Consider the following 23,198-nt stretch of genomic DNA (forward strand, 5'->3'; position numbering starts at 1 on the left):
GCCGCAAACAAAAGCCAAAAACAAGGGGTAGCTCAGATAGCTTCCCTCGGCGCCTAGCGTCACAGCCCCCACCCAGTGAACGGCGCCGAGGACCTCCTCCCACTGAAAGCAATGGACAATTCCCGACTGCGGCTTAGTGTCTGCGTGTTTGCAGAAGGAAGACTCCATGCGCGATTTTCACAAGGCTGGCCGCTCGGCAGTTTTGGCCACCGAAGGGATGTGCGCAACATCTCATCCCCTGGCCGCCAAAGTTGCGTTGGATATTCTGCAACGCGGAGGCAATGCGATGGATGCAGCCATTGCGGGCGCGTTGCTTTTGGGAATTTGCGAACCGCAGATGACCGGCCTGGGCGGAGATTGCTTTGTTCTCTTCAATCGCGCCGGTGAGCAGACCGTTCGCGCGCTGAACGGTTCAGGACGAGCCGCCGCTGCAGCCGATGCGCAGACATTACGGGATCGCGGCCTTAGTTCTGTTCCCCTGACCACCCCGGATGCAGTGACAATACCGGGCGCGGTCGAGGCGTTTTGTCGACTATCTGAATCTGAAGGTCGCCTGGGCCTGGACGCCATCTTGCAGCCTGCCATCCATTACGCCGAACTTGGCGTTCCGGTTGCCCCACGCGTTGCCTTTGATTGGGAAAACAGTGCGGCGACCCTGCAGGGCGCGGCCCGCAAACACTACCTGATGGATGGCAAACCTCTGAGAACCGGCCAGATCTTTCGTGCGCCGGGCCAAGCAGAGGTTCTACGACGCGTCGTCCAACATGGGCATGAGGCTTTCTATTCGGGAGAGATTGCCGAAGACATGCTTGCGTCCCTAACCGAATTGGGGGGCGTACAGACCAAACAAGATTTCGAGGCTGTAGCAAGTGACGCGACCGAACCCGTCAGCGGAGACTACGGTGGCATAGAACTGGTTGAGCACCCGCCAAACGGCCAAGGTGCGACGGCAATCCTGTTGTTGAACATCCTGAGACACTTCGATCTCGCCGCGATGGAGCCCTGGGGCGCGGAGCGTGTGCATATCGAAGCCGAAGCCAGCAAACTGGCCTATGACGCCCGTAACCGCTTTATCGCTGACCCGGATCACAGCGCCCGAATGGCTCAGTTTCTTGCGCCCGAAACTGCAGCCAATCTGGCGGCACTCATCGATCCGAAACGTGCGATGGAAGCTGCGGCACCGCTCACCGAGTCTGTTCACAAAGACACCGTCTACATCACCGTAGTCGACCGGGATCGCATGGCAGTTTCTTTGATCTATTCGATCTACCATGGGTTTGGGTCAGGCATTGCATCGGAAAAATTCGGTATCTTGCTGCAGAACCGTGGGGCTGGATTCACCCTTGAGCCCAGCCATCCAAATGAACTGGCGGGTGGAAAGCGGCCGATGCACACAATCATACCGGGAATGCTGCGCGAGCAGGGCCAAGTGACAATGCCCTTTGGCGTCATGGGGGGCGCTTATCAACCAACCGGACACGCGCGGCTTCTGTCAAATCTGGTGGACTTTGACGTCGAGTTGCAACAGGCCGTAGATGCGCCCCGCGCATTTGCCGATAGTGGGGTTCTCAAAATCGAACGTGGCTATCCAGATGCAGTTTTGCAACAATTGACCGACATGGGGCACACTATCCAAGTTCCGGAAACGCCTCTGGGTGGCGCTCAGGCTATTCGAATCTGTTCAACCGGAGTTTTGGAGGGCGCGAGCGATCCGCGTAAGGATGGATGCGCATTAGGTTACTGACTCGGGCCAGTGTACCTGCAAAAGATCAATTCAGCTGAAAATGCAAAGGATAGGATCCATCCTGAAAGGGGCCGAACATGTTGGGGATATCAGGGTGATCGACAGGCTCACCGGATTGGTCCTCAACCAGATTTTGTTCTGAAACATAAGCGACATAGAAGGATTGATCGTTCTCAGCAAGCAGATGATAGAACGGCTGATCCTTCAGTGGGCGGCTGTCTTCAGGGATGGCTTGATACCATTCCTCAGAGTTCGAAAATTCCGGGTCGACATCAAAAATAACCCCTCGAAAAGGGTGTCTACGGTGTCGAACCACCTGTCCCAGACGGTACTTGGCTTGTGTCTTTAGCATTGTTTCAGCCCCCAAAGCATTTACTACATCTTTTTGGGCAGAAAAGCCAATCATTGAGCTGAAAATCGGGGAAACAGTCTGTGAACCTACTACTTACAGTGTTCGAAATCGTGGCTCCGGTATTCCTATTGGCAGGGGTCGGCTTTACCTGGGTTAAGCTCGGGTTCGAGTATCGGATGCAATTTGTGACCCGCTTTGCAGTCAATCTGGCGGTTCCCAGCCTGATCTTTGTCGCCTTGATGCAAACCGAGATTCCGGGCGGCGAATTGACCGTTTTCACTCTCGCCGCGATTGCATCGCATCTGGCACTTGCGGTTGCATTCTGGGTCTTTGTGCGTGTCTCGGGCTTGGAACAGCGCACCTACCTTTCGCCTCTTATCTTCGGGAATACAGGAAATCTTGGCCTGCCCTTGTGTATCTTTGCCTTCGGTCAGGCCGGGTTGGGGTTTGCAGTGATCTTCCTTGCCGTCACTGCATTGTTTTCTTTCACCTACGGGATTTATCTGGTTGCGGGTCGGGGTGCCTTTGGCAAGGTCCTGCGCGAACCGATGGTCTGGGCGACGTTGCTTGGCTCATTGTTCTTGTGGCGCGGATGGGAGACGCCCCTGTTTCTGACCAACACTTTGGATTTGCTGGGCCAGATGGCCGTGCCGATGATGCTGATCACTCTCGGGGTCGCAATCGCGCGTCTGACAACACAAAAGCTGCAACAGGCAGTGTGGCTATCCCTTTTGAAACTCGTGGTTTGCTTTGGATTGGGCTGGGCCATAGCCGTTGGGTTTGGACTTGGGCCCATCGCATTCGGAGTTCTGGTTTTGCAGATGTGCACACCCGTTGCCGTCACTTCTTACTTGCTGGCCGAGCGGTTTGAGGCGGATTCCGACGCGGTTGCAGGCATGGTCATGGTCTCGACCGTGTTGTCTGTTGCAGCACTACCGATAATTCTCGCTATTATTCTGTAACGATTGTGATTTCCTAAAAGCTCAATCTGCGCTAGAATAAAGAAAAAAGGCACGAGGCACATGAGCAGATTTCTTATCGTACTCTTCGGGGTGCTGCTTTTGGCATCCTGTGGTGGTGGGTCCAAACAACCCCCAAGCAGACTGAATGACGCGTGCAGCATTGCGCGCGAAAAGCCCGACTATATCAAGGCCTTCGAAAGCACCGAGCGCAAATGGGGCGTTCCGGTTCATGTTCAGATGGCTACGATCTATCAGGAAAGCCGTTATCGGCACGACGCGCGGACGCCGCATAAATACGTACTCGGTGTCATTCCAATGGGTCGTCAAAGCAGCGCCTATGGCTATGGCCAGGCGCTTGATGGCACATGGGAGCAGTATCAGCGCGAAACTGGCAAACGCCGCGCCAAGCGCGATCGCATCCGCGATGCGTCGGACTTTATTGGCTGGTACATGAACAAAAGCTACGAGCGGAACGGCATCCACCCCAGCGACACGCGCAACCAGTATCTGGCCTACCACGAAGGCCATACCGGTTACGCACGCGGCAGCTATAACAGCAAGTCCTGGTTGCTGAACGTGGCGAGCGATGTGGACGCCCGCGCGCAACTGTACCAAGCACAGCTGGCGAACTGTCGCTACTAGGATCCTATCAGGTCAGCGATCGTCTGACCTGATACGCGTTTTGCTGGAAAATACGCTGGAGTCGAGATTCCCGCCTTCAGTCAGCGGCCCCAATAACACGGTCGTCTGACTGCCAGCGTTATCGTGGATCACCCATTTACGCAGCTCAACCGGATCTGATGTGAACATCAGTTCGATCCGCCCGCTTTCCGGGTTTTTGGGATCCTGTGCGGTGACAACCGTCGCAGTGCCGTCAAAATCGTGACCAACGACCATATTGGCCTGTCCCAAATTGACATTGCGCGCCAGTACCAATGACAACGGGGTGCGTTTCAGCGGGTACTGCTCGGGCGGCTGGTTGGACTTTGGATCAAATATCTGCACCGTCCCCGATCGCGCCAAGACAACGGCGCTGTTGGGCGGATCATATTCAAATCGCATTTTACCGGGCCGCTGAAGCCACAACTTACCGGTGCTGAGCGATCCGTCATCGTTCACCTGCGTGAACGTGGTCTGAACCGTTTTCATCTGGTTCAGATAGTTAGAGATTTGCGACAGTGGCAGTTTCTCAGCCGCCCACGCAGCGGGCGCAGCCAGTGTCAGAGCAAGGGCAAAAGCAATCTGTTTCATACGTCCCAGATAAGCGTTCCGCCCTTGTTATTAAATATCTTACTGCTCGGGGACGAGGATTTCCCGCTTACCGACGTGATTTGCCGAAGAAACAACGCCTTCGTCTTCCATCTGCTCAACCAGCCGCGCGGCTTTGTTGTAACCAATGGCAAGTTTCCGCTGGATATAGGAGGTTGAGCATTTGCGATCCTTGATCACAATCGCGACCGCCTGATCATATAGCGCATCTTCGCCATTGGTGTTGCCACCAGTGTTCAGGCCCAAAACGGCGTCGATATTGTCGGCCTTTTCCTCAGCCGGTCCATCAACCACACCGCTCATATAATCCGGTGGGCCGAACTGTTTCAGGTGGTTGACGATCTCTTCGACCTCTTCGTCCGAAACGAATGGACCATGGCAGCGGGTAATCTTGGCACCGCCCGCCATGTAGAGCATATCGCCCTGCCCCAGCAGTTGCTCGGCGCCCATTTCACCCAGAATGGTGCGGCTGTCGACTTTGGAGGTCACCTGGAACGATATCCGGGTTGGGAAGTTCGCCTTGATCGTACCTGTGATCACGTCAACCGATGGGCGCTGGGTGGCCATGATCAAGTGAATACCCGAAGCCCGCGCCATCTGTGCCAAGCGTTGAATGCAGGCTTCGATCTCTTTGCCCGCGACCATCATCAGGTCGGCCATCTCGTCGACGATAACAACGATATAGGGCATAGCTTCTGGCGCGAATTCCTCGGTCTCGAACATCGGTTCACCAGTTTCATCATCGAATCCGGTTTGAACCGTACGGCTGAACAGCTCGCCTTTGGCCAATGCATCTTTCACACGTCCGTTGTAGCCAGAGATGTTGCGCACGCCCATTTTGGACATCTTGCGATAGCGATCCTCCATCTCGCCCACGACCCATTTCAGGGCCACGACCGCCTTTTTCGGGTCGGTCACAACAGGGGACAGCAGATGCGGGATACCGTCATAGACGGACAATTCCAGCATCTTGGGGTCGATCATGATCAGGCGACACTCATCCGGCGTCAGTTTGTAAAGCAGCGACAGGATCATTGTGTTGATCGCCACCGATTTACCAGACCCCGTGGTCCCCGCGATCAGCAGGTGAGGCATCTTGGCCAGGTTCGCCACAACGGATTCACCGCCGATATCCTTACCCAGCGCCAGTGGCAGCGCATGGTTGCCATCGCCAAAATCACGGCTCGCAAGGATTTCGCGCAGCACCACCATCTCGCGGTTTTCGTTGGGCAGTTCGATACCGATCACAGAGCGGCCCGGCAGAGTTGAAACGCGTGCGGACAGCGCTGACATCGACCGGGCGATATCGTCGGCCAAACCAATTACGCGACTGGCTTTCAGGCCCGGTGCAGGCTCTAGCTCGTACATAGTGACGACCGGACCGGGGCGAACGCTTACGATCTCACCTTTCACGCCGTAATCGTCCAAAACGTTTTCCAGCATCCGGGCGTTTTCTTCCAGCGCCTCATCGCTCAGATGATGGCGTTGAATGCTGGCCGGGTTGGACAACAAGCCCAGCGGCGGCAGTTCAAAATCGGAATGCCGTTCTTCGAAGGAAAGCGTCGGTTGTGCTTCTGCCTGTGCCCGACGCGATGGCGGGGGCGAGCGGCGAACAGGTTGGGCAACTACCGGTTTGCGCGGCTCGGCAACCGGAATCTTAACAGCTTGCTGCGGTTGGGGTGCGGGTTCGTAGGCATCCTCGAACACGGCTGCATCATCATAATCCGGTTCAGCGATGTAGTCGTGCTGCATCTCAAACTCGGCCTCGGAACCAGCCGTCAGGGGTGGCTCGGGCGGCAAGCCAGCAGACGTCATCGGAGGTTCGGGCGGCAACGCATCAGCCGTACCAGAATTCAGGATAAGCGGGTCCGGCCCCCTGCCCCGTCCTTTGGTGAGCGGCAGGTTGGGATCAGGTTCGGGCGTCATTTCACCTGCGGCCACCCTGCGATTACGCACGGCAGCAGAAATCTTAGAGCGGATGCGATCTTCGCCCGGCATGTCATAATAGCCCTCGACCGCGACGTTTTCGATCAACTCAGGCTCGGGCATTGGATCAGGGCGACGGATCAATGATGGCATCCGGGCCAGAAGACCGGTCTTGACCGCTGGTTCGGGTTCAGGTTCTTCAAAGATCGGATCGGCGTAGGCGAGATCATCGTCAAACTCAGCTTGTACGGGAACTGCGCGTTCCGCCTTGCGCTCGGCCCATTGCGCCTTGCGGTCCCGCGCCGCTTGAGCAGTCGCACTGGCGCCGCGTCCCAGCACGTTCATCAACAGGTCGTAGGCCATGACCAGACCCAACAGAAACGCGCGGAAGCCCTTCCGTACATCCGCTTTGCTGAAGCCCAGCACAAAGATACCCAGCGCCAGCATTCCAACCGCCATCATGAGCGACATCAGCTTAACCAAGAAATGAGATGAGATCGGCAACAATGTCAGAAACGCGCCCATAACAGTATCGCCAAACAGGCCGCCTAGCCCGTAGCTATGGGTCGCCCGCCATTCGGCACCCGGAACCAGCGTGGCCGCATATACGGCGAGAACGGCGATCCAGATCGGCGCAAAAATCAGGCGGGCGATGGCACGATCTTCGCTCAGATGCCCTGTAAACCGCACACCCCAGGTGACCAGCACAAGCGCAACACCCAGACTTCCCCAGCCTACAATCATGAACAACGGCGCAGCGATCGAGGCACCCACGCGCCCCATCCAGTTCTGCACGGGCGCGTCGGTCGACACCATCCAATTCGGATCCTCAGGCGTATAGGACCAGATCATCGCGGCAGCTGCGAGCCCCAGCAGGATCAGGGCAATCCCGATCAGTTCTTTGCTGCGCCGCTCGAGGGCGGCCTGTGTGGTGCTATCCAACAGTGGATCGCGGTTGCGCGCGTTATATGATGCCATTTTACCCTCGTACCTCACGAATAGATGCAGTCGCGGAGCGTAATCAGCCCGCGCTTCATCTCTGTTTTTGGGGCCACCATGGCGACCCGGATAAATTGCTCACCCGGGTTTTGCCCCGGATCACCTTGAGAAAGATATGCACCCGGCAGAACCCGAACGCCGGTCTCTTGCCAAAGCTTCAATGCGGTTGCTTCGCCGCTCTCGACCGGCAGCCACAGGAAAAAGCCAGCTTCGGGCGGCATGTAGCCCTGCACACCTGCAAAGACCTCATCCGCGATGGTGTATTTTTCCTGATACAGCGCGCGGTTTTCCTGCACATGCATTTCGTCCGCCCAAACCTTAGCGGCGGCGGCTTGCAGCGGGACAGGCAAGGGGGCACCGGCATAGCTGCGCAACAGCTTGACACGGCTGATTGTCTCAGGCCCACCCGCGATCAGTCCCGACCTCAAACCGGCCAGATTTGAGCGTTTGGACAGAGAGTTAAACAGTGTGACCCGCTCGGGGTCCGCACCCAATTCCTGCGCGACCGTCAAAGCACCAACCGGAGCCTCGTTGCGGTAGATTTCCGAATAGCACTCATCCGCGAAAATGCGGAAATCATATTTCTCAGCCAATTGGATCAGTTCGGCCCAGTAATCGCGCGAGGCGACAGCACCCTGGGGGTTTGCCGGCGAACAAATGTATGCCACAGCGGTGCGGTTCAGCACCTCTTCGGGCAATCCGGCATAGTCCGGCAGATGGCCCGTTGCAGCTGTCGCAGGCACAAAATAGGGCTGCGCGCCGACCGAGATCGAGGCGACCATATAGACCTGATAGAACGGGTTCGGGCACAGAATGACCGGCTGCTGGCCGTTCTTCTGCTCGGGGCACAGCGCCATCGCAGCATTGTAAAGCCCCTCGCGTGTCCCGTTCAGGGCCATCACATTGGCATCGGCATCCATCGATACGCCGTAGCGTCGATTAACCCAGCCTGCGATAGCATTTCGCAAAGCGGGTGAGCCTTCGTTCGGGGGATAGCCCTGAAATCCGGCGGCGTTTTCCATGATGACATCGGTCACCCAGGATGGAAAATCGTGCTTGGGCTCGCCAATGGTCATGTGAACGATATCGCCACCCGGTTGATGATGATCCAACAGGGCGCGCAGACGCGGGAATGCATATTCCGGTAGGTTCGAAAACCGCTCGGGGAAATTCATAATACTGCCTCAATTTCGGGGTCATTTTGCGCCCCGTTTTTTGGCAGATTACAGATCGACCCGGATCTCGTCCAGACAAAGAGGTTCCGAATCAGGGGATTGTGGCATTCAGGTCAAAGCGCTTTCGGCGGCTGAGCCGAGCCTCAGCAAGGCCTCTTCCGACCCCGGATAGCCCAGCATCATCAACCCGCAACTGGGTGTTCCTGTGGGTAAAGTCAGCGCTGCAAGCCCCATCAGATTTCCGATCCGGGTGTTGCGCAGGGCCAATAGATTCTCGGTGACATAGTAATCATGATCACTCATCAGCCGGTCCAGATTGGGCGGAAGTATGGGCGCTGTCGGGGCTAGCACCGCGTCAAAACCGGCGGTCGCTGCGTCCCAGGCCTGACGACAGGCGGTCAGTTTCGACCATGCCGCCACGTAATCTGGGCCGGAATAAGCCTTGCCCATCCGAAACCTTTCAAGGATTTCAGGATACATCGCCTCAGGGTTCGCTTCGATCACATCGCGCCACAGGCCATAGGCTTCGGTCGTATACAGAACACCCGACAAGCTCATCGCGTCATTCAACTCGGGCACCTCAAGCGGGACAATCTCGGCCCCGGTCTCTTCCAGACGTACCAGCGCGTCATCATAGGCTTTGGATGGTACCTCGCGCAGGTCATCTTTGGCCACATTCTGTAAATCAGCAAAGCGGCGGCCCTTCAAAGAGGCTCCGCGCAGATCAGCCGGAGATGTGCCTTCAAGCGCGGCCAGCATATGTGCCGCGTCCTCGACCGACCGCGCCAAAGGCCCCACCGTGTCGAATTTCAGGCACAGTGGCACGGCACCCTCAAGACTTAGGCGACCAGCCGTGGTTTTCAGCCCAACCAGATCATTCCAGGCCGAAGGAATTCGCACAGAGCCACCTGTATCCGAGCCAATGCCGCCGGCAGCAAGCCCCCACGCAACCGACGCGCCTGCCCCTGAAGACGACCCTCCGGGCACGGCGTTTTCGTCATTCACACACGGAGGTGTCGCCGTCACTGGGTTCAGGCCAAGACCCGAAAACGCCAGTTCGCTCATATGCGTTTTGCCAAGACAGACCGTGCCCATGGCGCTTGCGTTCCGCAGCACCTGCGCATCGGCTTCGGGGACGCGGCCTTTCAACAGGGCTGAACCGGCCTCGGTTCCAACGCCCGCAGTATCAAACAAATCTTTCCAGCTGATCGGAACACCATCCAGCAAAGACCGACGCAGGCCAAGCTTGGCGCGCTCATGTGCGGCCAGGGCCTCGGCACGGGCGCGGTCATGGGTGACACGGGCATAGATCCGGTCCCGATACGGGTGAGAATCAATTGCGCTTAGATAGGTTTCCGTCAGCTCAACCGGATCGATCTGCCCCATTCCGATGCCACGGCCCAAATCACAGGCCGTCATGGTCAGCCAGTCTTGCATCCGATCCCCTCCCAGGTAATTCCGTGCTCGGACGGTAGCGACAGGACCGCACATGGACAATCCCGAAAGGGCGCGCATATTGCAGCATATGGAACACAGATCCGACATCCTGATCGTCGGCGGCGGCCTGAACGGTCCCGCACTTGCGCTGGCTCTGGCCCAAACGGGGCACTCGGTTACGGTAATCGATGCCCTGCCCGAAAAAGTGCGTAAGAATGCTGCATTTGACGGTCGTGCCTATGCACTTGCGCTGGCCTCACAACGCCTGCTGCACGCGATTGGCGTTTGGGAAAGGGTGGAAAAACACGCCCAGCCGATGCTGGAGATCAAGGTTACCGATGGCCATGCAGGTGCAGGCCCGTCGCCATTTTTTATGCATTTCGACCATGCCGAGATCGAAGAGGGTCCGATGGGGTATATGGTCGAAGACCGCCACCTGCGGCGGGCCTTTCTGGACGCAATGGCCGAACAGAATAAGATCACCGAAATCAGCGGGAAAACCGTTGTGTCGCAGGACATCACTGCACAAGGGGCAGAGCTTACGCTGGATGACGGATCGAGCTTGTCCGGCAGCCTGCTGGTCGGCTGCGACGGACGCCGCAGCAGCACCGCAGAGCGCGCCGGGATCAAGCGGACCGGCTGGGACTATGGCCAAACAGCTTTGGTTTGCGCCATTGAGCATGACTTGCCCCATAATGGTATCGCGCATCAATTCTTCATGCCTCCCGGACCGTTGGCAATTCTGCCACTGACCGGCAACCGCAGCTCAATCGTGTGGAGCGAGCGCACAGAGACGGCCAAACAAATCAATACCTTGCCCGAGGCGGACTATCTACAGGTTCTGCGCCCGCGCTTTGGTGATTTCCTAGGCGAAATCCGCCTGCAGGGCGATCGGTTCACCTATCCGCTGAACCTGACAATCGCAAATTCCTTCATCGCTGATCGTCTGGCATTGGTCGGAGACGCCGCCCACGGCATGCACCCAATCGCCGGACAGGGCCTGAATGCAGGTCTGCGGGATGTGGGCGCTTTGGCCGAGGTGCTGACGCTTGCTGGACGGCGTGGCGAGGATATCGGATCTACGCTGGTGCTTGAGCGCTATCAAGAATGGCGTCGGTTCGACACCGCCTCGCTTGCAATGGCGACAGATGTGTTCAACAAGCTGTTTTCAAACGACAATCCCCTACTACGTGTCGGTCGGGATATCGGAATGAGCATCGTCGGGTCGCTGCCCGGGCTGCGCCGTGGCTTTGTACGCGAGGCAGCAGGCCTGACCGGTGATCTGCCCAAACTGCTGCAAGGGCGCCCGATTTAGTCCAATTCGCGCGCTTCATCCACCAACATCACCGGGATGCCGTTGCGGATAGGAAAGGCGAGACCGGCAGCTTTGGAAACGAGCTCTTGCCGCTTAGCATCGTAGTGCAGGGTTGTATGGGATTGCGGGCAAATCAACGCTTCAAGCATGTGACGGTCAAAAGCGTGTTCAGGTGTGCTCATTGCAAGTGTTCCTCATTCGATCCGCCACGCATGGCGAATTCGATCAATGTCACCAAGGTCTCGCGCCGGGTGCGCAGACACGGCGCCTCAAGCAAGGCTTGCTTTTCCTCCGGATCAAACTCCAGCATCATCGACAGGGAATTCACCAAAAGCTCATCATCGGCATCTTTCATCGTATCCCAATCCGTCGACAATTGGCGCGATGAAAAGAACCGCTCCAACAGCTTCAGGAACTTGTTCCGGTCAAAGCCATCATCCACTTCGGCCTTGCCCAAATCACGGTCGAACCCGTCCCATGACGCGGAAACCCGGCGATAAGGGGTAAAGCTGTCGAGCTCAGATTTCACCCGAAACCGCGAAATGCCCGTCAAAGTGATCAGATACCTGCCATCTTCGGTTTCTGAAAACTGAGTGACCCGCCCAGCGCAGCCGATCTGGTGTAGTTTGGTTTCGTCCCCCTGACAGGTGTTCGGCTGGACCATCCCGATCAGACGTTCCGGCGTTTTCAATGCGTCATCCAACATCTGCAGATATCGCGGTTCGAAAATATGCAGCGGCAACCGAGACCGGGGCAGCAGAAGTGCTCCGGGCAAGGGAAACACACAAACGGTTTCCGGCAAATCAGCGGGGTGCATCATACAATCGAGTGTAGCCCTGATCAGACTTTAGGCAAATATCATCGAGCTGAGTTTGCGTCGGCCGTTCAAAACAATCGGATCGTTGGGCTTGAGCGCGTCAAAGATCGTGAACAGTTGTGTCTTGGCTGCCCCCTCATTCCACTCGCGATCGCGACGGAACAGTTCCAGCAGTTGATCGACAGCTTCCTCAACATCGCCATTGGCATGCAGGGCCTGCGCCAGATCGAACCGGGCCTGATGGTTATCGGGTTCCGCCTCAACCGTTGCCGTCAGTTCACCCACCGGGCCTGCATCCGCAGCCTGTTTGGCCAGTTCCAACTGCGCATGTGCCGCTTCTACTTCGGGCGAGTTGGAAATCTCAGCCGGGGCGCCGTTGAGGATCGCCTCGGCCTGATCCAGATCACCCAGCGCGATATGCGCGCGCACAAGACCACCATAGGCACCAGCGTGGTTGGCGTCTTCGCCCAGAATTGCAGCAAACGTTTGCGCCGCGTCCACAGCGGCACCTTCGGTCAACATCTCTTCGGCGGCCTGAACCGCATCATCCAGCTGGCCACCGGGGCTTTCGCCCCCAGCAGCTTCGATCACCCGGTCGATGAAAGCCTTGATCTCCGAGCCCGGCAAGGCGCCCTGGAACCCGTCAATCGGCTGCCCCTTATGAAATGCGTAAACGGTTGGAATCGACTGGATACGCAGTTGACCCGCGATCATCTGCGCCTCATCCACGTTGATCTTGACCATCTTGACCGCACCTTTGGCGGCGGTCACGGCCTCTTCCAACGCGGGGCCCAGCGTTTTACAGGGGCCACACCAAGGCGCCCAGAAATCGACGATGATCGGCATCTCTTGCGAGGCTTCGACCACATCGGCCATGAAACTGGCCTCGGTCCCGTCCTTGATCAGATCGGTGGTGTCAGCGCCAGTTGCGCCGTTCAGAAGGTCCATGGCTAATACTCTCTGGTTCGTCTTTGCGCCCTATATGCAGCCCCACGGTTCAGAAACCAAGGGCTGAGTCGGGCGTTTTTGCATCAATCAGACGTCGAACGCCGCAAAAACAGGCGCATGGTCGCTGGGTTTCTCCCATCCGCGCGCATCACGCAATACGCGACTTGAATGACCCGCGTTCGAGATATCGGGCGTGGCCCAGACATGATCCAACCTGCGCCCTTTATCCGCCGCATCCCAATCGCGCGCGCGGTAGGACCACCAGCTATAAAGCTGCCCTTCGGGGATGTCTTGGCGCGTGATATCGACCCAACCGCCCGCGTCCTGGGTCTCGGCCAGCGCTTCGACCTCGATGGGCGTGTGCGAGACAACTTTGAGCAATTGCTTGTGCGACCACACATCATCTTCACGCGGGGCAATATTCAGATCACCTACCAAAATCGACTTTTCGGGCTTTTCCGCACGGAACCAGTCACGCATGTCGGCGAGGTAATCCAGCTTCTGCCCGAACTTTTCGTTCACTTCGCGATCAGGCACATCTCCGCCGGCAGGAACATAAAAGTTGTGGATCGTTACGCCGTTTTCCAATCGCCCTGCGATGTGACGGGCGTGACCCAGACCCGCAAAATCCTTGTCGCCGACTTCTTCCATCGGAAGCCGAGACAGGATCGCAACACCGTTATAGCCCTTCTGCCCACGCGCAATCATGTGCGTATACCCAAGCTCGGCGAAGCCTTCGGTCGGGATCTTGTCCACTGGAGATTTACACTCTTGCAAGCACAGGACATCCGGGGCCTCTTCCTGCAACAATTTCAGCACGATAGGCTCGCGCAGACGAACCGAGTTAATGTTCCAAGTGGCAAGAGTAAAAGGCATTGCGGGAGATTCCTTTGTCGCGATTGGCGCAGGTTAGCGTGGCACCACCCGAGGTACCATCGAAAAAGGAAACTCAATATCTCAAGCCTCTCGATAACGGAAACTCTCAAAGTTTCCGTTCCGATTTCATTGCATGAAATCGTTGTCTTCTTATGGATAACACAAAAAAAGCCGGGCCATCAGGCCCGGCAGTCCAACAGGGAGGTGCATGTCATAACCCGGACATGCGCGGGTTGGGAGAAATCTTATGATACCTACAGGGTATCACTTTGATCCAAGTCAATCCACCTTTAGTCAAGCAACAAGGCGATATCCGCCCGATTCTGTGACCAAAAGGCGAGCATTTGATGGATCAGGCTCGATCTTTTGACGCAGGCGGTAGATGTGAGTTTCAAGCGTGTGCGTTGTGACACCCGCATTGTAACCCCAGACCTCGTGCAGCAAGACATCACGTGCGACGACACCATCGGTAGACCGATAGAGGAACTTGAGAATATTGGTCTCTTTCTCCGTCAGGCGTATCTTGCGATCATCTTCGGTCATCAGCATCTTCATCGCAGGTTTGAACGTGTAGGGCCCCAGGACAAAGACTGCATCCTCGGATTGCTCGTGCTGACGCAACTGTGCCCGGATGCGAGCCAGCAGGACAGGGAATTTGAACGGCTTGCTCACATAATCATTTGCGCCAGCATCCAGGCCAAGGATCGTATCAGCATCGCTATCGTGACCGGTCAGCATCAAAACCGGACTTTTGACACCCTGCTTGCGCATCAGGCGGCACAGCTCTCGCCCATCGGTATCTGGGAGGCCAACGTCGAGAATGACCAGATCGTAGATCGCCTCACGCGCCCGCTCCATCGCGGATGCTCCGTCAGACGCTTCGAACACGTCAAAATCTTCGGTCATCACAAGTTGCTCGCTGAGCGCCTCGCGCAGGTCTTCGTCGTCATCCACCAGCAGGATTTTCTTGAGCTGAGCCATGTGCGGTCCTCCTAAGCCTTTTCCATCACTTGCGTATGAAGAATGCAATCAGCAAGAATTACTGCAATGGTCTCACGCCCTCGTGTCTGATGCAGAGGAATTGTTTCACATTTCCCGGTGATCGGGGTAGGAGGAGGCCTGATCGCTTCTAGGTAACATGCATGAGTCTCACTCCCGACATCACGGAATTGCTGGCACGGGCGCGTGCTGACCTACGCATGGGCGTTCCCGTGGTTCTGACAGACGAATTGGGGTTTGGTGTACTGGGGTTCGCCGCCGAGACGCTGAGCCCTCAGAGGCTTGCCGATCTACGCGGCTTGGGTGGAAACCCCGTTGTCGCCATCACGGTTCGGCGTGCTGAAACTCTGAAGGCACGCGCTTATGATGGCGATCTGGCGCGGGTCATGATCCCGGAGGACGCTGGGCTGAGCTGGGTGCAGGCGGTGGCAGATCCCTCAGATGATCTGAACGCGCCGATGAAAGGCCCGTTGATGACCGAACGACAGGGAAGTGCAAATCTGCACCGGATCGCAATAGCGTTGGCCAAATCGGCACATTTGCTACCAGCCGCAGTGGTTGCCCCTATCAAGGACGGCAGGGCATTTGCTTCAACACACGGGTTGACCTGCATCGACCATGCAAGCGCCGCGCCCTATCTGACCGATCGCAGCCCCCTGCACCCGGTTGTTGCCGCGCGCCTGCCCATGGAGGTGTCCGAGGTTGGTCGGCTACATGTTTTCCGGCCTGAAGACGGCGGAGAAGAACACTACGCAGTGGAAATCGGCCGACCCGACCGCGACAAACCCGTCCTTGCCCGCCTGCATTCGGCCTGTTTCACCGGAGACCTTATGGGCAGCCTAAAATGTGACTGCGGCCCGCAATTGCGCGGAGCTCTTGCACAGATGGGGGAAGAAGGCACAGGCGTTCTGCTTTATCTAAACCAGGAAGGGCGTGGGATTGGGCTTGCCAACAAGATGCGCGCCTATTTTCTGCAAGATCAGGGATTTGATACGGTTGAGGCCAATCACCGGCTTGGATTTGAAGACGATGAGCGGGATTTCCGGCTTGGATCGGACATCCTGAAATCACTGGGGTTCAATTCGGTTCGCCTGCTGACCAACAATCCCGCAAAGATTGCGATGATGGAACGAACCGGTATCGCTGTGGCCGAACGTGTCCCATTGAAGGTCGGCGAAACCGACTTTAACCGCGCCTATCTCGCAACCAAAGCTGCAAAGTCAGGTCACCTGTTGTGACACCGGACGATCTGGTTCTGACCCCATGCGGTGTTCGATTTCTCGGACGCACATTCCCCTGCGCCATAGGCAAAGGGGGCTCAAGTCGAACCAAGCAGGAAGGAGATGGGGCGACCCCGGTCGGAGTGCATCGCATCTTGGCAATGCTCTATCGCGCAGATCGAATGCAACGCCCGGCTCATTGGGCACGACCTATCGGACCGCGTGATCTATGGTCTGACGATGTGGAGGACACCGCCTATAACCATCTGGTTCGCGCACCTCATAGCTTGAGCCACGAAAAGCTGCGCCGTGCAGACCCGCTGTATGACCTAGTATTGATTACCGATTGGAACTATCCCGATGCAATACCCGGCAAGGGATCCGCGATCTTCTTGCATCAATGGCGGCGACCAAGATATCCGACCGAGGGCTGCGTAGCCTTCCGACGTGACCATTTACGATGGATCGCGAGGGCAATAGAGCCGGGTACACGGCTGATTATCCCTGAGGTTTGACGCGCTCTCCAAATATGGCGGATCCAACACGAACATGAGTGGCCCCTAGGGCAATCGCCGATTCGAAATCACTGCTCATGCCCATGGACAGCCCTTCCAACCCGTTCCGCCCGGCTATTTTTGCAAGCAGAGCGAAATGCAAAGCGGGCTCTTCATCGACTGGGGGGATGCACATCAATCCTCTGACGGGCAGGTCTAAACCTCGGCATTCGGCAACGAACGCATCCGCATCTTGAGGGAGAACGCCTGCCTTCTGATCTTCTTCGCCAGTGTTAACTTGGATGAAAAGATCGGGGCACTTGCCCATCTCTTGTGCCAATCGCGCCAGTGTTTTGGCGAGTTTTGGACGATCGACTGAATGGATCGCATTGCAAAGCTCGATCGCCTGCCGGGTTTTGTTGGTTTGCAAAGGGCCTATTAGATGCAGATCGACATCCGGAAAATCCTCGCGGAATGCGGGCCATTTGCCTGCGGCCTCCTGTACTCGGTTTTCTCCGAAACACCGGTGGCCCTGCTTCAACACGGCTTCGACCCGGTCGTTTGGTTGCACCTTGGAAACCGCGATCAATTGCACTGAGCCTTCGGCGCGTCCAGCCGCCGATTCAGCTTTGGCGATACGGTCAGTGATATCTTGCAGCGACATGGGCCCTCTCGTTCTGCGTTTACCGCAGCAAAACACCATGTTGAAACAAAAGAAAAGGGCAGGTCCGAAGACCTGCCCTTGAACCGTGTGGTTCAGAACAACTTAGAAGTTGAACTGAGCACCGAAGTCGGCGCGAAGAGTGCTGTCGCCGTCACCGGCTTTCGAGTTGCCGATACCACCGCGCAGCGATGCACCGCCACCCAGGTCGTAGATGGCACCGATGCCGTACTGCTGGGTGTCACCGTCGCCCGAACCGTCGCCGTAAGCGAAGGTCAGAGTGGTTGCGGCGCCCAGGTTGTAAGCTGCCGACAGACCGTATGCGGTGCCGTTCAGAGCATCGTCCGAAACGTCATCGTCTGCAACAAACAGAGTACCCGAGAAGTCACCGAACTCTGCGCCCAAGGTCAGTACGGTCAGGCTTTCTTTTTCAGCATCAAATGCGCCGTTGGTCTGACCATAGGCCAGAGCGGCAGTGATGTTGCCGAAGGTGTAGGTTGCGCTGATGTCCCAGCGGTCGCCATCGTCCGTGTCGGCACCGGCAGTTGCTGTTTCAGCAAAAGTACGCTGGTCATACGACGCGCCAAACGCGAAGTCGCCTACTGCGTACTGGAAGAATACACCGTTCGAACCCGAACCGGTCGAAGAGTAACCCAGGAAGCTATAGTCAACGCCCGAGTACTGACCGATGAAGTTTTCCAGGCCAGGCTCGTTACCGTAGTAGTTGGCCAAGTTGTCGAAGGCACCAGCGACGTTGCCGGCGTCAACACGCAGACCACCGAAGATGACCGAGAAGCGCGCGCCGTTCAGGCCAGCAGCGTTTTGTTCGCCATTGCCGGCGTCTTCGTCAGCCTGCAGACGAACACGACCTTCAAAGCGAACGCCACCGTCGGTTTCAACGATGCCGTCGATGTTCAGGCGGAAACGCGATACCAGGATGGTGCTATCGGTATCTACGTCAGTCGCTTCACCACCACCAACAGCGTCAACGGTACCTGTGCGGTCTTCTTGGTAACCAATACCAAAGCGGCCGTAACCGCTAAACTTAACTTCGGCCGCTGCAACGCTTGCGGTTGCGATCAGGGCGGTCGATGCGAAGAGAATTTTTTTCATCTTGCTTCCCTCGGTTTCAAAGATTTTCTACTCGACACATGCAAAGCACGCGTCTCAGCACGGACACCGTTTCGCTTTTTTTCCCCCCTTTGCGCAAGCTTGCCATAAACGCTCTGGCCTCATTCGGCCCCAATTGGTGCAAGGATGCCACAGTCGATTTCAGCCAGATCCTCCCCACTGCCCATCAACTAAAGTTAAGAATTGGCTTGTTGCAGCCGGGGTCCTTGTCTAGGAGTGTCACTCGAACAGTGCAAAACAAGTGATACAGGACCTTCCAACGATGCGCCTGCTAACGATTTTGGGTTTGATTTCAGTGACCGCGATAGTCGCAGGCTGTGGGCGACCACCCCCGGGTGACGCCAGATATCTGACAGTCGATGGTAGTTCGACCGAAGAACGCGAGTTGAATGATCCGAATCGTTCGACGATCTGGGATGTCTTTGGCCCGAATACCTCGGAACAGGTTACTCAGGTGAATCGCTATCTGTGGTCCGCATCGCTGGATGTTCTGAATTTCCTACCGATCCAAGAAGTCGATCCGTTTACTGGTGTGATCGTAACAGGTTATGGCACTCCGCCCGGCGGTGGACGCTCTTATCGGGCAACGGTCCATATCAGCGATCCTGCGCTGGAAGCGCGCTCTCTTTCTGTTGCACTGCAGACTAGTGGCGGTGCTCCGGTCAGCGCTGCAACGTCGCGCGCGGTCGAAGATGCCATTCTATCTCGAGCGCGCCAGCTGCGTATTGCTGATAACAAGTTCTAGAAACCCGCCTAAATTCACATTATGACCACGCCGGGTTCCTACCCGGCGTTTTCATTCACGAAGGACCGCAAGATGTCTCGCTACTCGGCCACCGAAATCGAAGCAAAATGGCAAGAGGCCTGGGACAAGGCCGGAATCTTCACCGCCAACCACAAGGCGGATAAGCCAAAATACTATGTGCTTGAGATGTTCCCCTACCCGTCTGGCCGCATCCATATGGGTCATGTGCGCAACTATACGATGGGCGACGTGATCGCGCGCCACAAACTGGCAACTGGGCACAATGTGCTGCACCCGATGGGTTGGGACGCCTTTGGGATGCCTGCGGAAAACGCCGCCATGGCCAGCGGAGGCCACCCAAAGGATTGGACCTACGGCAATATCGCCGATATGCGCGGCCAGATGAAGCCGCTGGGCCTGTCCATCGACTGGTCGCGCGAATTCGCCACCTGCGACCCGGAATATTACGGGCAGCAGCAGGCTTTGTTCCTGGATATGCTCGAGTCCGGTCTGGTCTACCGCAAGAACGCCGTGGTGAACTGGGACCCGGTTGATATGACCGTTCTGGCCAACGAACAGGTGGAAAACGGGCGCGGCTGGCGCTCGGGCGCGTTGGTCGAACGGCGCGAGCTGACCCAGTGGTTCTTCAAAATTTCCGACTATTCCGAGGAATTGCTCGACGCGCTGGATACGCTCGACAACTGGCCCGCCAAAGTGCGCCTGATGCAGGAGAACTGGATCGGCAAGTCCCGCGGCCTGCAATTTGGCTTTGAGCGCATCGACGGAGGTGAGCCGATCACTGTCTATACGACTCGCCCCGACACCCTGTTAGGCGCGTCTTTTGTCGGGATCTCACCGGATCACCCGATTGCCAAAGAACTTGAAGCCGGCAACCCTAAAGTGGCTGAATTTGTTGCTGAATGCCGTAAGGGTGGAACCACCGAAGAGGCTATCGAGACGGCTGAGAAGCTGGGCTACGACACGGGTATCCGCGTCAAGCACCCGCTGGACCCGAATTGGGAACTGCCGGTCTGGATCGCCAACTTCATTTTGATGGACTATGGCACCGGTGCAATCTTTGCCTGCCCGGCACATGACCAACGTGACCTTGATTTCTGCCGCAAATACGGTCTTCCTGTAGTCGATACCTTCTTCGCGATGGACGATGAGACACCTGTCGACAAAATCGCATTCGTCCCGCCGAAGTCTGAAAAGGTCCGCTGGGTGAACCATTTCGCAGGTCTGACCGAAGCCACGGGCGAAGAGGCCATCAATGCCACAGTTGATTTCGCGGAAAAGGCTGGCTGGGGCGAGGGCGTTACCAAATACCGCCTGCGTGACTGGGGCCTGAGCCGCCAGCGCTATTGGGGTTGCCCGATCCCCGTTGTCCACTGCGAAAAATGCGGCACCGTGCCCGAGAAGAAAGAGAATCTGCCGATCGAGTTGCCTTATGATGATGGCAACGGCAAACCCATCGACTTTTCCATCCCCGGCAACCCGCTGGATCGTCACCCCAGTTGGCGCGATGCACCCTGCCCATCATGCGGAGCACCTGCCAAGCGCGAAACCGACACGATGGACACATTCGTCGATTCGTCATGGTACTTTGCCCGTTTCACCGCTCCGCGCGCCGAAACGCCTACCGATCTGGCCGAAGCCGAATACTGGATGAATGTCGATCAATACATTGGCGGCATCGAGCACGCGATTCTGCACCTGCTCTATTCCCGGTTCTTCGCGCGTGCGATGAACATCACCGGCCATTTGCCGAAGAAAGCAATCGAGCCGTTCGATGCTCTATTCACGCAGGGCATGGTCACGCATGAGATCTATCAGACTCGCGATGCCAACGACCGTCCGGTCTATCACTTGCCCGAGGATGTGACTGACGGGAAATTGGCCGACGGCACCGAGGTTGAAATCATCCCTTCGGCCAAGATGTCGAAGTCAAAAAAGAACGTCGTAGACCCGGTCAGCATCATCTCGGCCTTCGGCGCAGACACCGCACGCTGGTTCGTTCTGTCCGATTCCCCGCCCGAGCGCGACGTGGAATGGACCGCTTCGGGTGCTGAGGCTGCATTTAAACATCTCAGCCGCGTGCACCGCATCGCCTCGGAAATCACCGAATCGGATGCACCTGCCAACGCAGATGACGAAACGCTGCTGCGCGAAATGCACAAAGCCATCCACGACGTCTCGGGCGGTGTCGAGTCCTTTGGCTTTAACGCCTCGATCGCCAAGCTTTATGCCTTTACCAACACGTTGGCTAAGTCCAAAGCAGGCACAGAGGCCAAGCGCGAGGCGGCTAAGACGTTGGCTCAACTGATGTCGCCGATGACACCCCACTTGTCCGAAGAGCTTTGGCAATTGTTGGGCGGCGAGGGTCTCGTCGCGACAGCGCCCTGGCCTATGGCTGACGAAGCAATGCTGGTCGATGACACCGTCACCCTGCCAATACAGATCAACGGCAAGCGCCGCGCTGAAATCAGCGTGTCCAAGGATCTGGACAAGGCAGAGGTTGAAAAAATCGCACTCAGCACCGAAGCTGTGCAAAAGGCGCTGGATGGTGCCGCCCCGAAGAAAGTGATCGTTGTTCCAGGCCGGATCGTAAATGTCGTCGTTTGATCGCAGAACCCTGTTATTGATGCCGCTCGCGCTTGCCGCGTGTGGTTTCGAGCCGGTCTACGCACCCGGTGGATCGGGTTCGGCGCTGGATGGCAGGGTCGAGGTTTCGGCCCCGAATACGGTCGAAAGCTTCCTGCTGGTTCAGAATCTGGAACGCAAGTTGGGTCGCAGCGCGACCTCGGGCAAAGACTACAAGCTGGAAGTCGGGGTTTCGACGACCACGCGCAGGGCGTCGATCACCACGGCAAACGAAACCAATCGCTATACCATCGACGGCAACGCATCCTACGCGTTAAAATCCAACGGGACCGGGCAGATCATCGCCTCGGGCAATGTTGCCGAATTTGTCGGTTATTCTGCTGCTGGTTCAACGGTGTCGACGCTGGCGGATGAACGCGATGCGACCGAGCGTCTGATGGTGATTCTAGCTGATCAGATCGTGAACCGCCTATACGCCACACCGGGCCTGTCCACATGAAGCTGAGCCCGCGCGAGGCTGATGGGTATTTTGCCAAGCCGGACGCGGATAAAGCCGGGCTGTTGATCTACGGGGCGGACGCGATGCGCGTTGCCCTAAAGCGTCAGCAAGTTCTGGCGGCTCTGCTGGGACCCGGCGCTGAAGAGGAAATGCGCCTGACCCGCATCCCCGGAAGTGATCTGCGCGGCGACCCAGCGCTTTTGCTGGACGCAGTTAAGGCCGTTGGGTTTTTCCCCGGCCCCCGCGCTGTCTTTGTCGAAGACGCCACCGAGGTTGCTGCGCCGGCAATACTCGCGGCGCTGGAAGACTGGGATCATGGTGATGCGCAGATCGTCGTGACGGCGGGTCAGCTCAAGCCCAGTTCAAAAATTCGCAAAGCGTTCGAAGCGAACCCGGCGGTTTACACCGTCGGCATTTACGATGATCCGCCTTCACGTGCCGAAGTTGAACGGATTCTCGCACAGGCAGGGTTGCAGAATATCTCGCGCGATTCGATGTCGGCGCTTGGCGAGCTGGCTTTGGCGTTAAGCCCCGGAGATTTCACACAAACGGTTGAGAAACTTTCGCTCTACAAGCGTGGCGATGCAGCTGAACTGACGATCGACGACATCGAGGCTTGCGCTCCGCGGTCAACCGAGGCGGCGCTGGACGATGTGCTGAACGTCGTGGCCGAGGGCCGGGCGCAAGAAATCGGGCCGCTGATCCGCCGACTGCAAGCGCAAGGCACCAATGGCGTAACCCTATGCATCGGCGCGACGCGGCACTTTAGGACCCTCTATGCCTGCGCTTCCGATCCCGGCGGCGCGGCGCAGGGGATCGGCAAACTTCGCCCTCCGGTCTACGGCAAGCGGCGCGATCGGATCTTGCGTCAGGCACAGGGCTGGGGTGCGCATAAATTGCAGACCGCATTGACGGTTCTGACCGACACGGATCTGTCATTGCGCTCGGCCAATCAGACCGCACCCGCCATGGCGCTGGTGGAACGCGCCATGATCCGTCTGGCGATGCTGGCTCGATCAAGCTGA

General features: G+C 57.3%; 22 protein-coding genes. 10 read left to right on the forward strand and 12 right to left on the reverse strand.

The window, feature by feature from the left end; all coding sequences use genetic code 11:
* Window positions 1-166: 166 nt before the first annotated feature.
* Entirely contained in the window at window positions 167-1,744 is a 1,578-nt protein-coding gene (gene ggt / locus ACR0NN_RS15815; RefSeq protein ID WP_170725042.1) for a gamma-glutamyltransferase, read from the forward strand.
* A 25-nt stretch (window positions 1,745-1,769) separates the two neighbouring features.
* Here ggt and hspQ read toward each other — a convergent pair whose 3' ends face one another.
* The gene (gene hspQ, locus ACR0NN_RS15820; protein WP_170398818.1) at window positions 1,770-2,096 is read right to left on the reverse strand and encodes a heat shock protein HspQ; all 327 of its coding nucleotides are present in this window, start codon (window positions 2,094-2,096) and stop codon (window positions 1,770-1,772) included.
* A gap of 80 nt (window positions 2,097-2,176) precedes the next feature.
* Here hspQ and ACR0NN_RS15825 point away from each other — a divergent pair, with 80 nt between their 5' ends.
* On the forward strand, window positions 2,177-3,058 hold the full coding sequence (locus ACR0NN_RS15825; RefSeq protein WP_170725041.1) for an AEC family transporter: 882 nt from the start codon (window positions 2,177-2,179) through the stop codon (window positions 3,056-3,058).
* Window positions 3,059-3,118: 60 nt separating this feature from the next.
* Window positions 3,119-3,700: a transglycosylase SLT domain-containing protein gene (locus ACR0NN_RS15830; RefSeq protein ID WP_170725040.1), complete on the forward strand. Its 582-nt coding sequence runs from the start codon at window positions 3,119-3,121 to the stop codon at window positions 3,698-3,700.
* Window positions 3,701-3,712: 12 nt separating this feature from the next.
* Here ACR0NN_RS15830 and ACR0NN_RS15835 read toward each other — a convergent pair whose 3' ends face one another.
* The 4 genes from ACR0NN_RS15835 to ACR0NN_RS15850 all read right to left on the reverse strand — a co-directional run bounded on the left by ACR0NN_RS15835 (window position 3,713) and on the right by ACR0NN_RS15850 (window position 9,864).
* Window positions 3,713-4,309: an outer membrane lipoprotein carrier protein LolA gene (locus tag ACR0NN_RS15835; RefSeq protein ID WP_170686980.1), complete on the reverse strand. Its 597-nt coding sequence runs from the start codon at window positions 4,307-4,309 to the stop codon at window positions 3,713-3,715.
* A gap of 39 nt (window positions 4,310-4,348) precedes the next feature.
* Window positions 4,349-7,231, reverse strand: a complete 2,883-nt coding sequence (locus ACR0NN_RS15840) for a DNA translocase FtsK (RefSeq protein WP_170725039.1) — start codon at window positions 7,229-7,231, stop codon at window positions 4,349-4,351.
* A 14-nt stretch (window positions 7,232-7,245) separates the two neighbouring features.
* Window positions 7,246-8,427: an aminotransferase class I/II-fold pyridoxal phosphate-dependent enzyme gene (locus ACR0NN_RS15845; protein WP_170725038.1), complete on the reverse strand. Its 1,182-nt coding sequence runs from the start codon at window positions 8,425-8,427 to the stop codon at window positions 7,246-7,248.
* Window positions 8,428-8,535: 108 nt separating this feature from the next.
* Window positions 8,536-9,864: an amidase family protein gene (locus ACR0NN_RS15850; RefSeq protein WP_170725037.1), complete on the reverse strand. Its 1,329-nt coding sequence runs from the start codon at window positions 9,862-9,864 to the stop codon at window positions 8,536-8,538.
* A gap of 88 nt (window positions 9,865-9,952) precedes the next feature.
* Here ACR0NN_RS15850 and ACR0NN_RS15855 point away from each other — a divergent pair, with 88 nt between their 5' ends.
* Window positions 9,953-11,179, forward strand: coding sequence for an FAD-dependent monooxygenase (locus ACR0NN_RS15855; RefSeq protein ID WP_170725036.1), 1,227 nt, complete (start codon window positions 9,953-9,955; stop codon window positions 11,177-11,179).
* Here ACR0NN_RS15855 and ACR0NN_RS15860 read toward each other — a convergent pair.
* The 5 genes from ACR0NN_RS15860 to ACR0NN_RS15880 all read right to left on the reverse strand — a co-directional run bounded on the left by ACR0NN_RS15860 (window position 11,176) and on the right by ACR0NN_RS15880 (window position 14,801).
* Window positions 11,176-11,361 carry a Trm112 family protein gene (locus tag ACR0NN_RS15860; RefSeq protein ID WP_170686975.1) on the reverse strand — a complete coding sequence of 62 codons (186 nt, stop codon included), beginning with the start codon at window positions 11,359-11,361 and terminating at the stop codon, window positions 11,176-11,178. The genes ACR0NN_RS15855 and ACR0NN_RS15860 overlap by 4 nt on opposite strands.
* Complete coding sequence (locus ACR0NN_RS15865; protein WP_170725035.1) at window positions 11,358-11,999, reverse strand: LON peptidase substrate-binding domain-containing protein; 642 nt, start codon at window positions 11,997-11,999, stop codon at window positions 11,358-11,360. Before ACR0NN_RS15865 ends, ACR0NN_RS15860 begins: the two co-directional genes overlap by 4 nt.
* Window positions 12,000-12,026: 27 nt before the next feature.
* Complete coding sequence (locus ACR0NN_RS15870) at window positions 12,027-12,944, reverse strand: thioredoxin family protein (protein WP_170725034.1); 918 nt, start codon at window positions 12,942-12,944, stop codon at window positions 12,027-12,029.
* Window positions 12,945-13,031: 87 nt separating this feature from the next.
* Complete coding sequence (locus ACR0NN_RS15875; protein ID WP_170725033.1) at window positions 13,032-13,820, reverse strand: exodeoxyribonuclease III; 789 nt, start codon at window positions 13,818-13,820, stop codon at window positions 13,032-13,034.
* Between the two features lie 294 nt (window positions 13,821-14,114).
* A complete protein-coding gene (locus ACR0NN_RS15880; protein WP_170398869.1) occupies window positions 14,115-14,801 on the reverse strand; it encodes a response regulator transcription factor in 687 nt (228 codons plus the stop codon).
* A gap of 161 nt (window positions 14,802-14,962) precedes the next feature.
* On the opposite strand from ACR0NN_RS15880, the gene ribA reads away from it, so the two are divergent.
* Both ribA and ACR0NN_RS15890 read left to right on the forward strand, forming a co-directional pair.
* Complete coding sequence (gene ribA / locus ACR0NN_RS15885) at window positions 14,963-16,057, forward strand: GTP cyclohydrolase II (protein WP_170725032.1); 1,095 nt, start codon at window positions 14,963-14,965, stop codon at window positions 16,055-16,057.
* A complete protein-coding gene (locus ACR0NN_RS15890; RefSeq protein ID WP_170725031.1) occupies window positions 16,054-16,554 on the forward strand; it encodes a L,D-transpeptidase family protein in 501 nt (166 codons plus the stop codon). The genes ribA and ACR0NN_RS15890 overlap by 4 nt, the downstream gene beginning before the upstream one ends.
* Here the strand turns inward: ACR0NN_RS15890 and ACR0NN_RS15895 are convergent.
* Both ACR0NN_RS15895 and ACR0NN_RS15900 read right to left on the reverse strand, forming a co-directional pair.
* Window positions 16,538-17,197 (reverse strand): YggS family pyridoxal phosphate-dependent enzyme, encoded by a 660-nt coding sequence (locus ACR0NN_RS15895; RefSeq protein WP_170725030.1) that lies wholly within the window; start codon window positions 17,195-17,197, stop codon window positions 16,538-16,540. The two genes, ACR0NN_RS15890 and ACR0NN_RS15895, sit on opposite strands and share 17 nt — an antisense overlap.
* Window positions 17,198-17,299: 102 nt before the next feature.
* Complete coding sequence (locus ACR0NN_RS15900) at window positions 17,300-18,307, reverse strand: porin (protein WP_170725029.1); 1,008 nt, start codon at window positions 18,305-18,307, stop codon at window positions 17,300-17,302.
* A gap of 280 nt (window positions 18,308-18,587) precedes the next feature.
* Here ACR0NN_RS15900 and ACR0NN_RS15905 point away from each other — a divergent pair, with 280 nt between their 5' ends.
* The 4 genes from ACR0NN_RS15905 to holA all read left to right on the forward strand — a co-directional run bounded on the left by ACR0NN_RS15905 (window position 18,588) and on the right by holA (window position 23,198).
* Window positions 18,588-19,070 (forward strand): DUF3576 domain-containing protein, encoded by a 483-nt coding sequence (locus ACR0NN_RS15905; RefSeq protein ID WP_170725028.1) that lies wholly within the window; start codon window positions 18,588-18,590, stop codon window positions 19,068-19,070.
* A gap of 72 nt (window positions 19,071-19,142) precedes the next feature.
* Complete coding sequence (gene leuS, locus ACR0NN_RS15910) at window positions 19,143-21,695, forward strand: leucine--tRNA ligase (protein WP_170725027.1); 2,553 nt, start codon at window positions 19,143-19,145, stop codon at window positions 21,693-21,695.
* A complete protein-coding gene (gene lptE / locus ACR0NN_RS15915) occupies window positions 21,682-22,173 on the forward strand; it encodes an LPS assembly lipoprotein LptE (protein WP_170725026.1) in 492 nt (163 codons plus the stop codon). The genes leuS and lptE overlap by 14 nt, the downstream gene beginning before the upstream one ends.
* The gene (gene holA, locus ACR0NN_RS15920) at window positions 22,170-23,198 is read left to right on the forward strand and encodes a DNA polymerase III subunit delta (RefSeq protein WP_170725025.1); all 1,029 of its coding nucleotides are present in this window, start codon (window positions 22,170-22,172) and stop codon (window positions 23,196-23,198) included. The genes lptE and holA overlap by 4 nt, the downstream gene beginning before the upstream one ends.

The organism is Ruegeria sp. BA2, assembly GCF_056539605.1.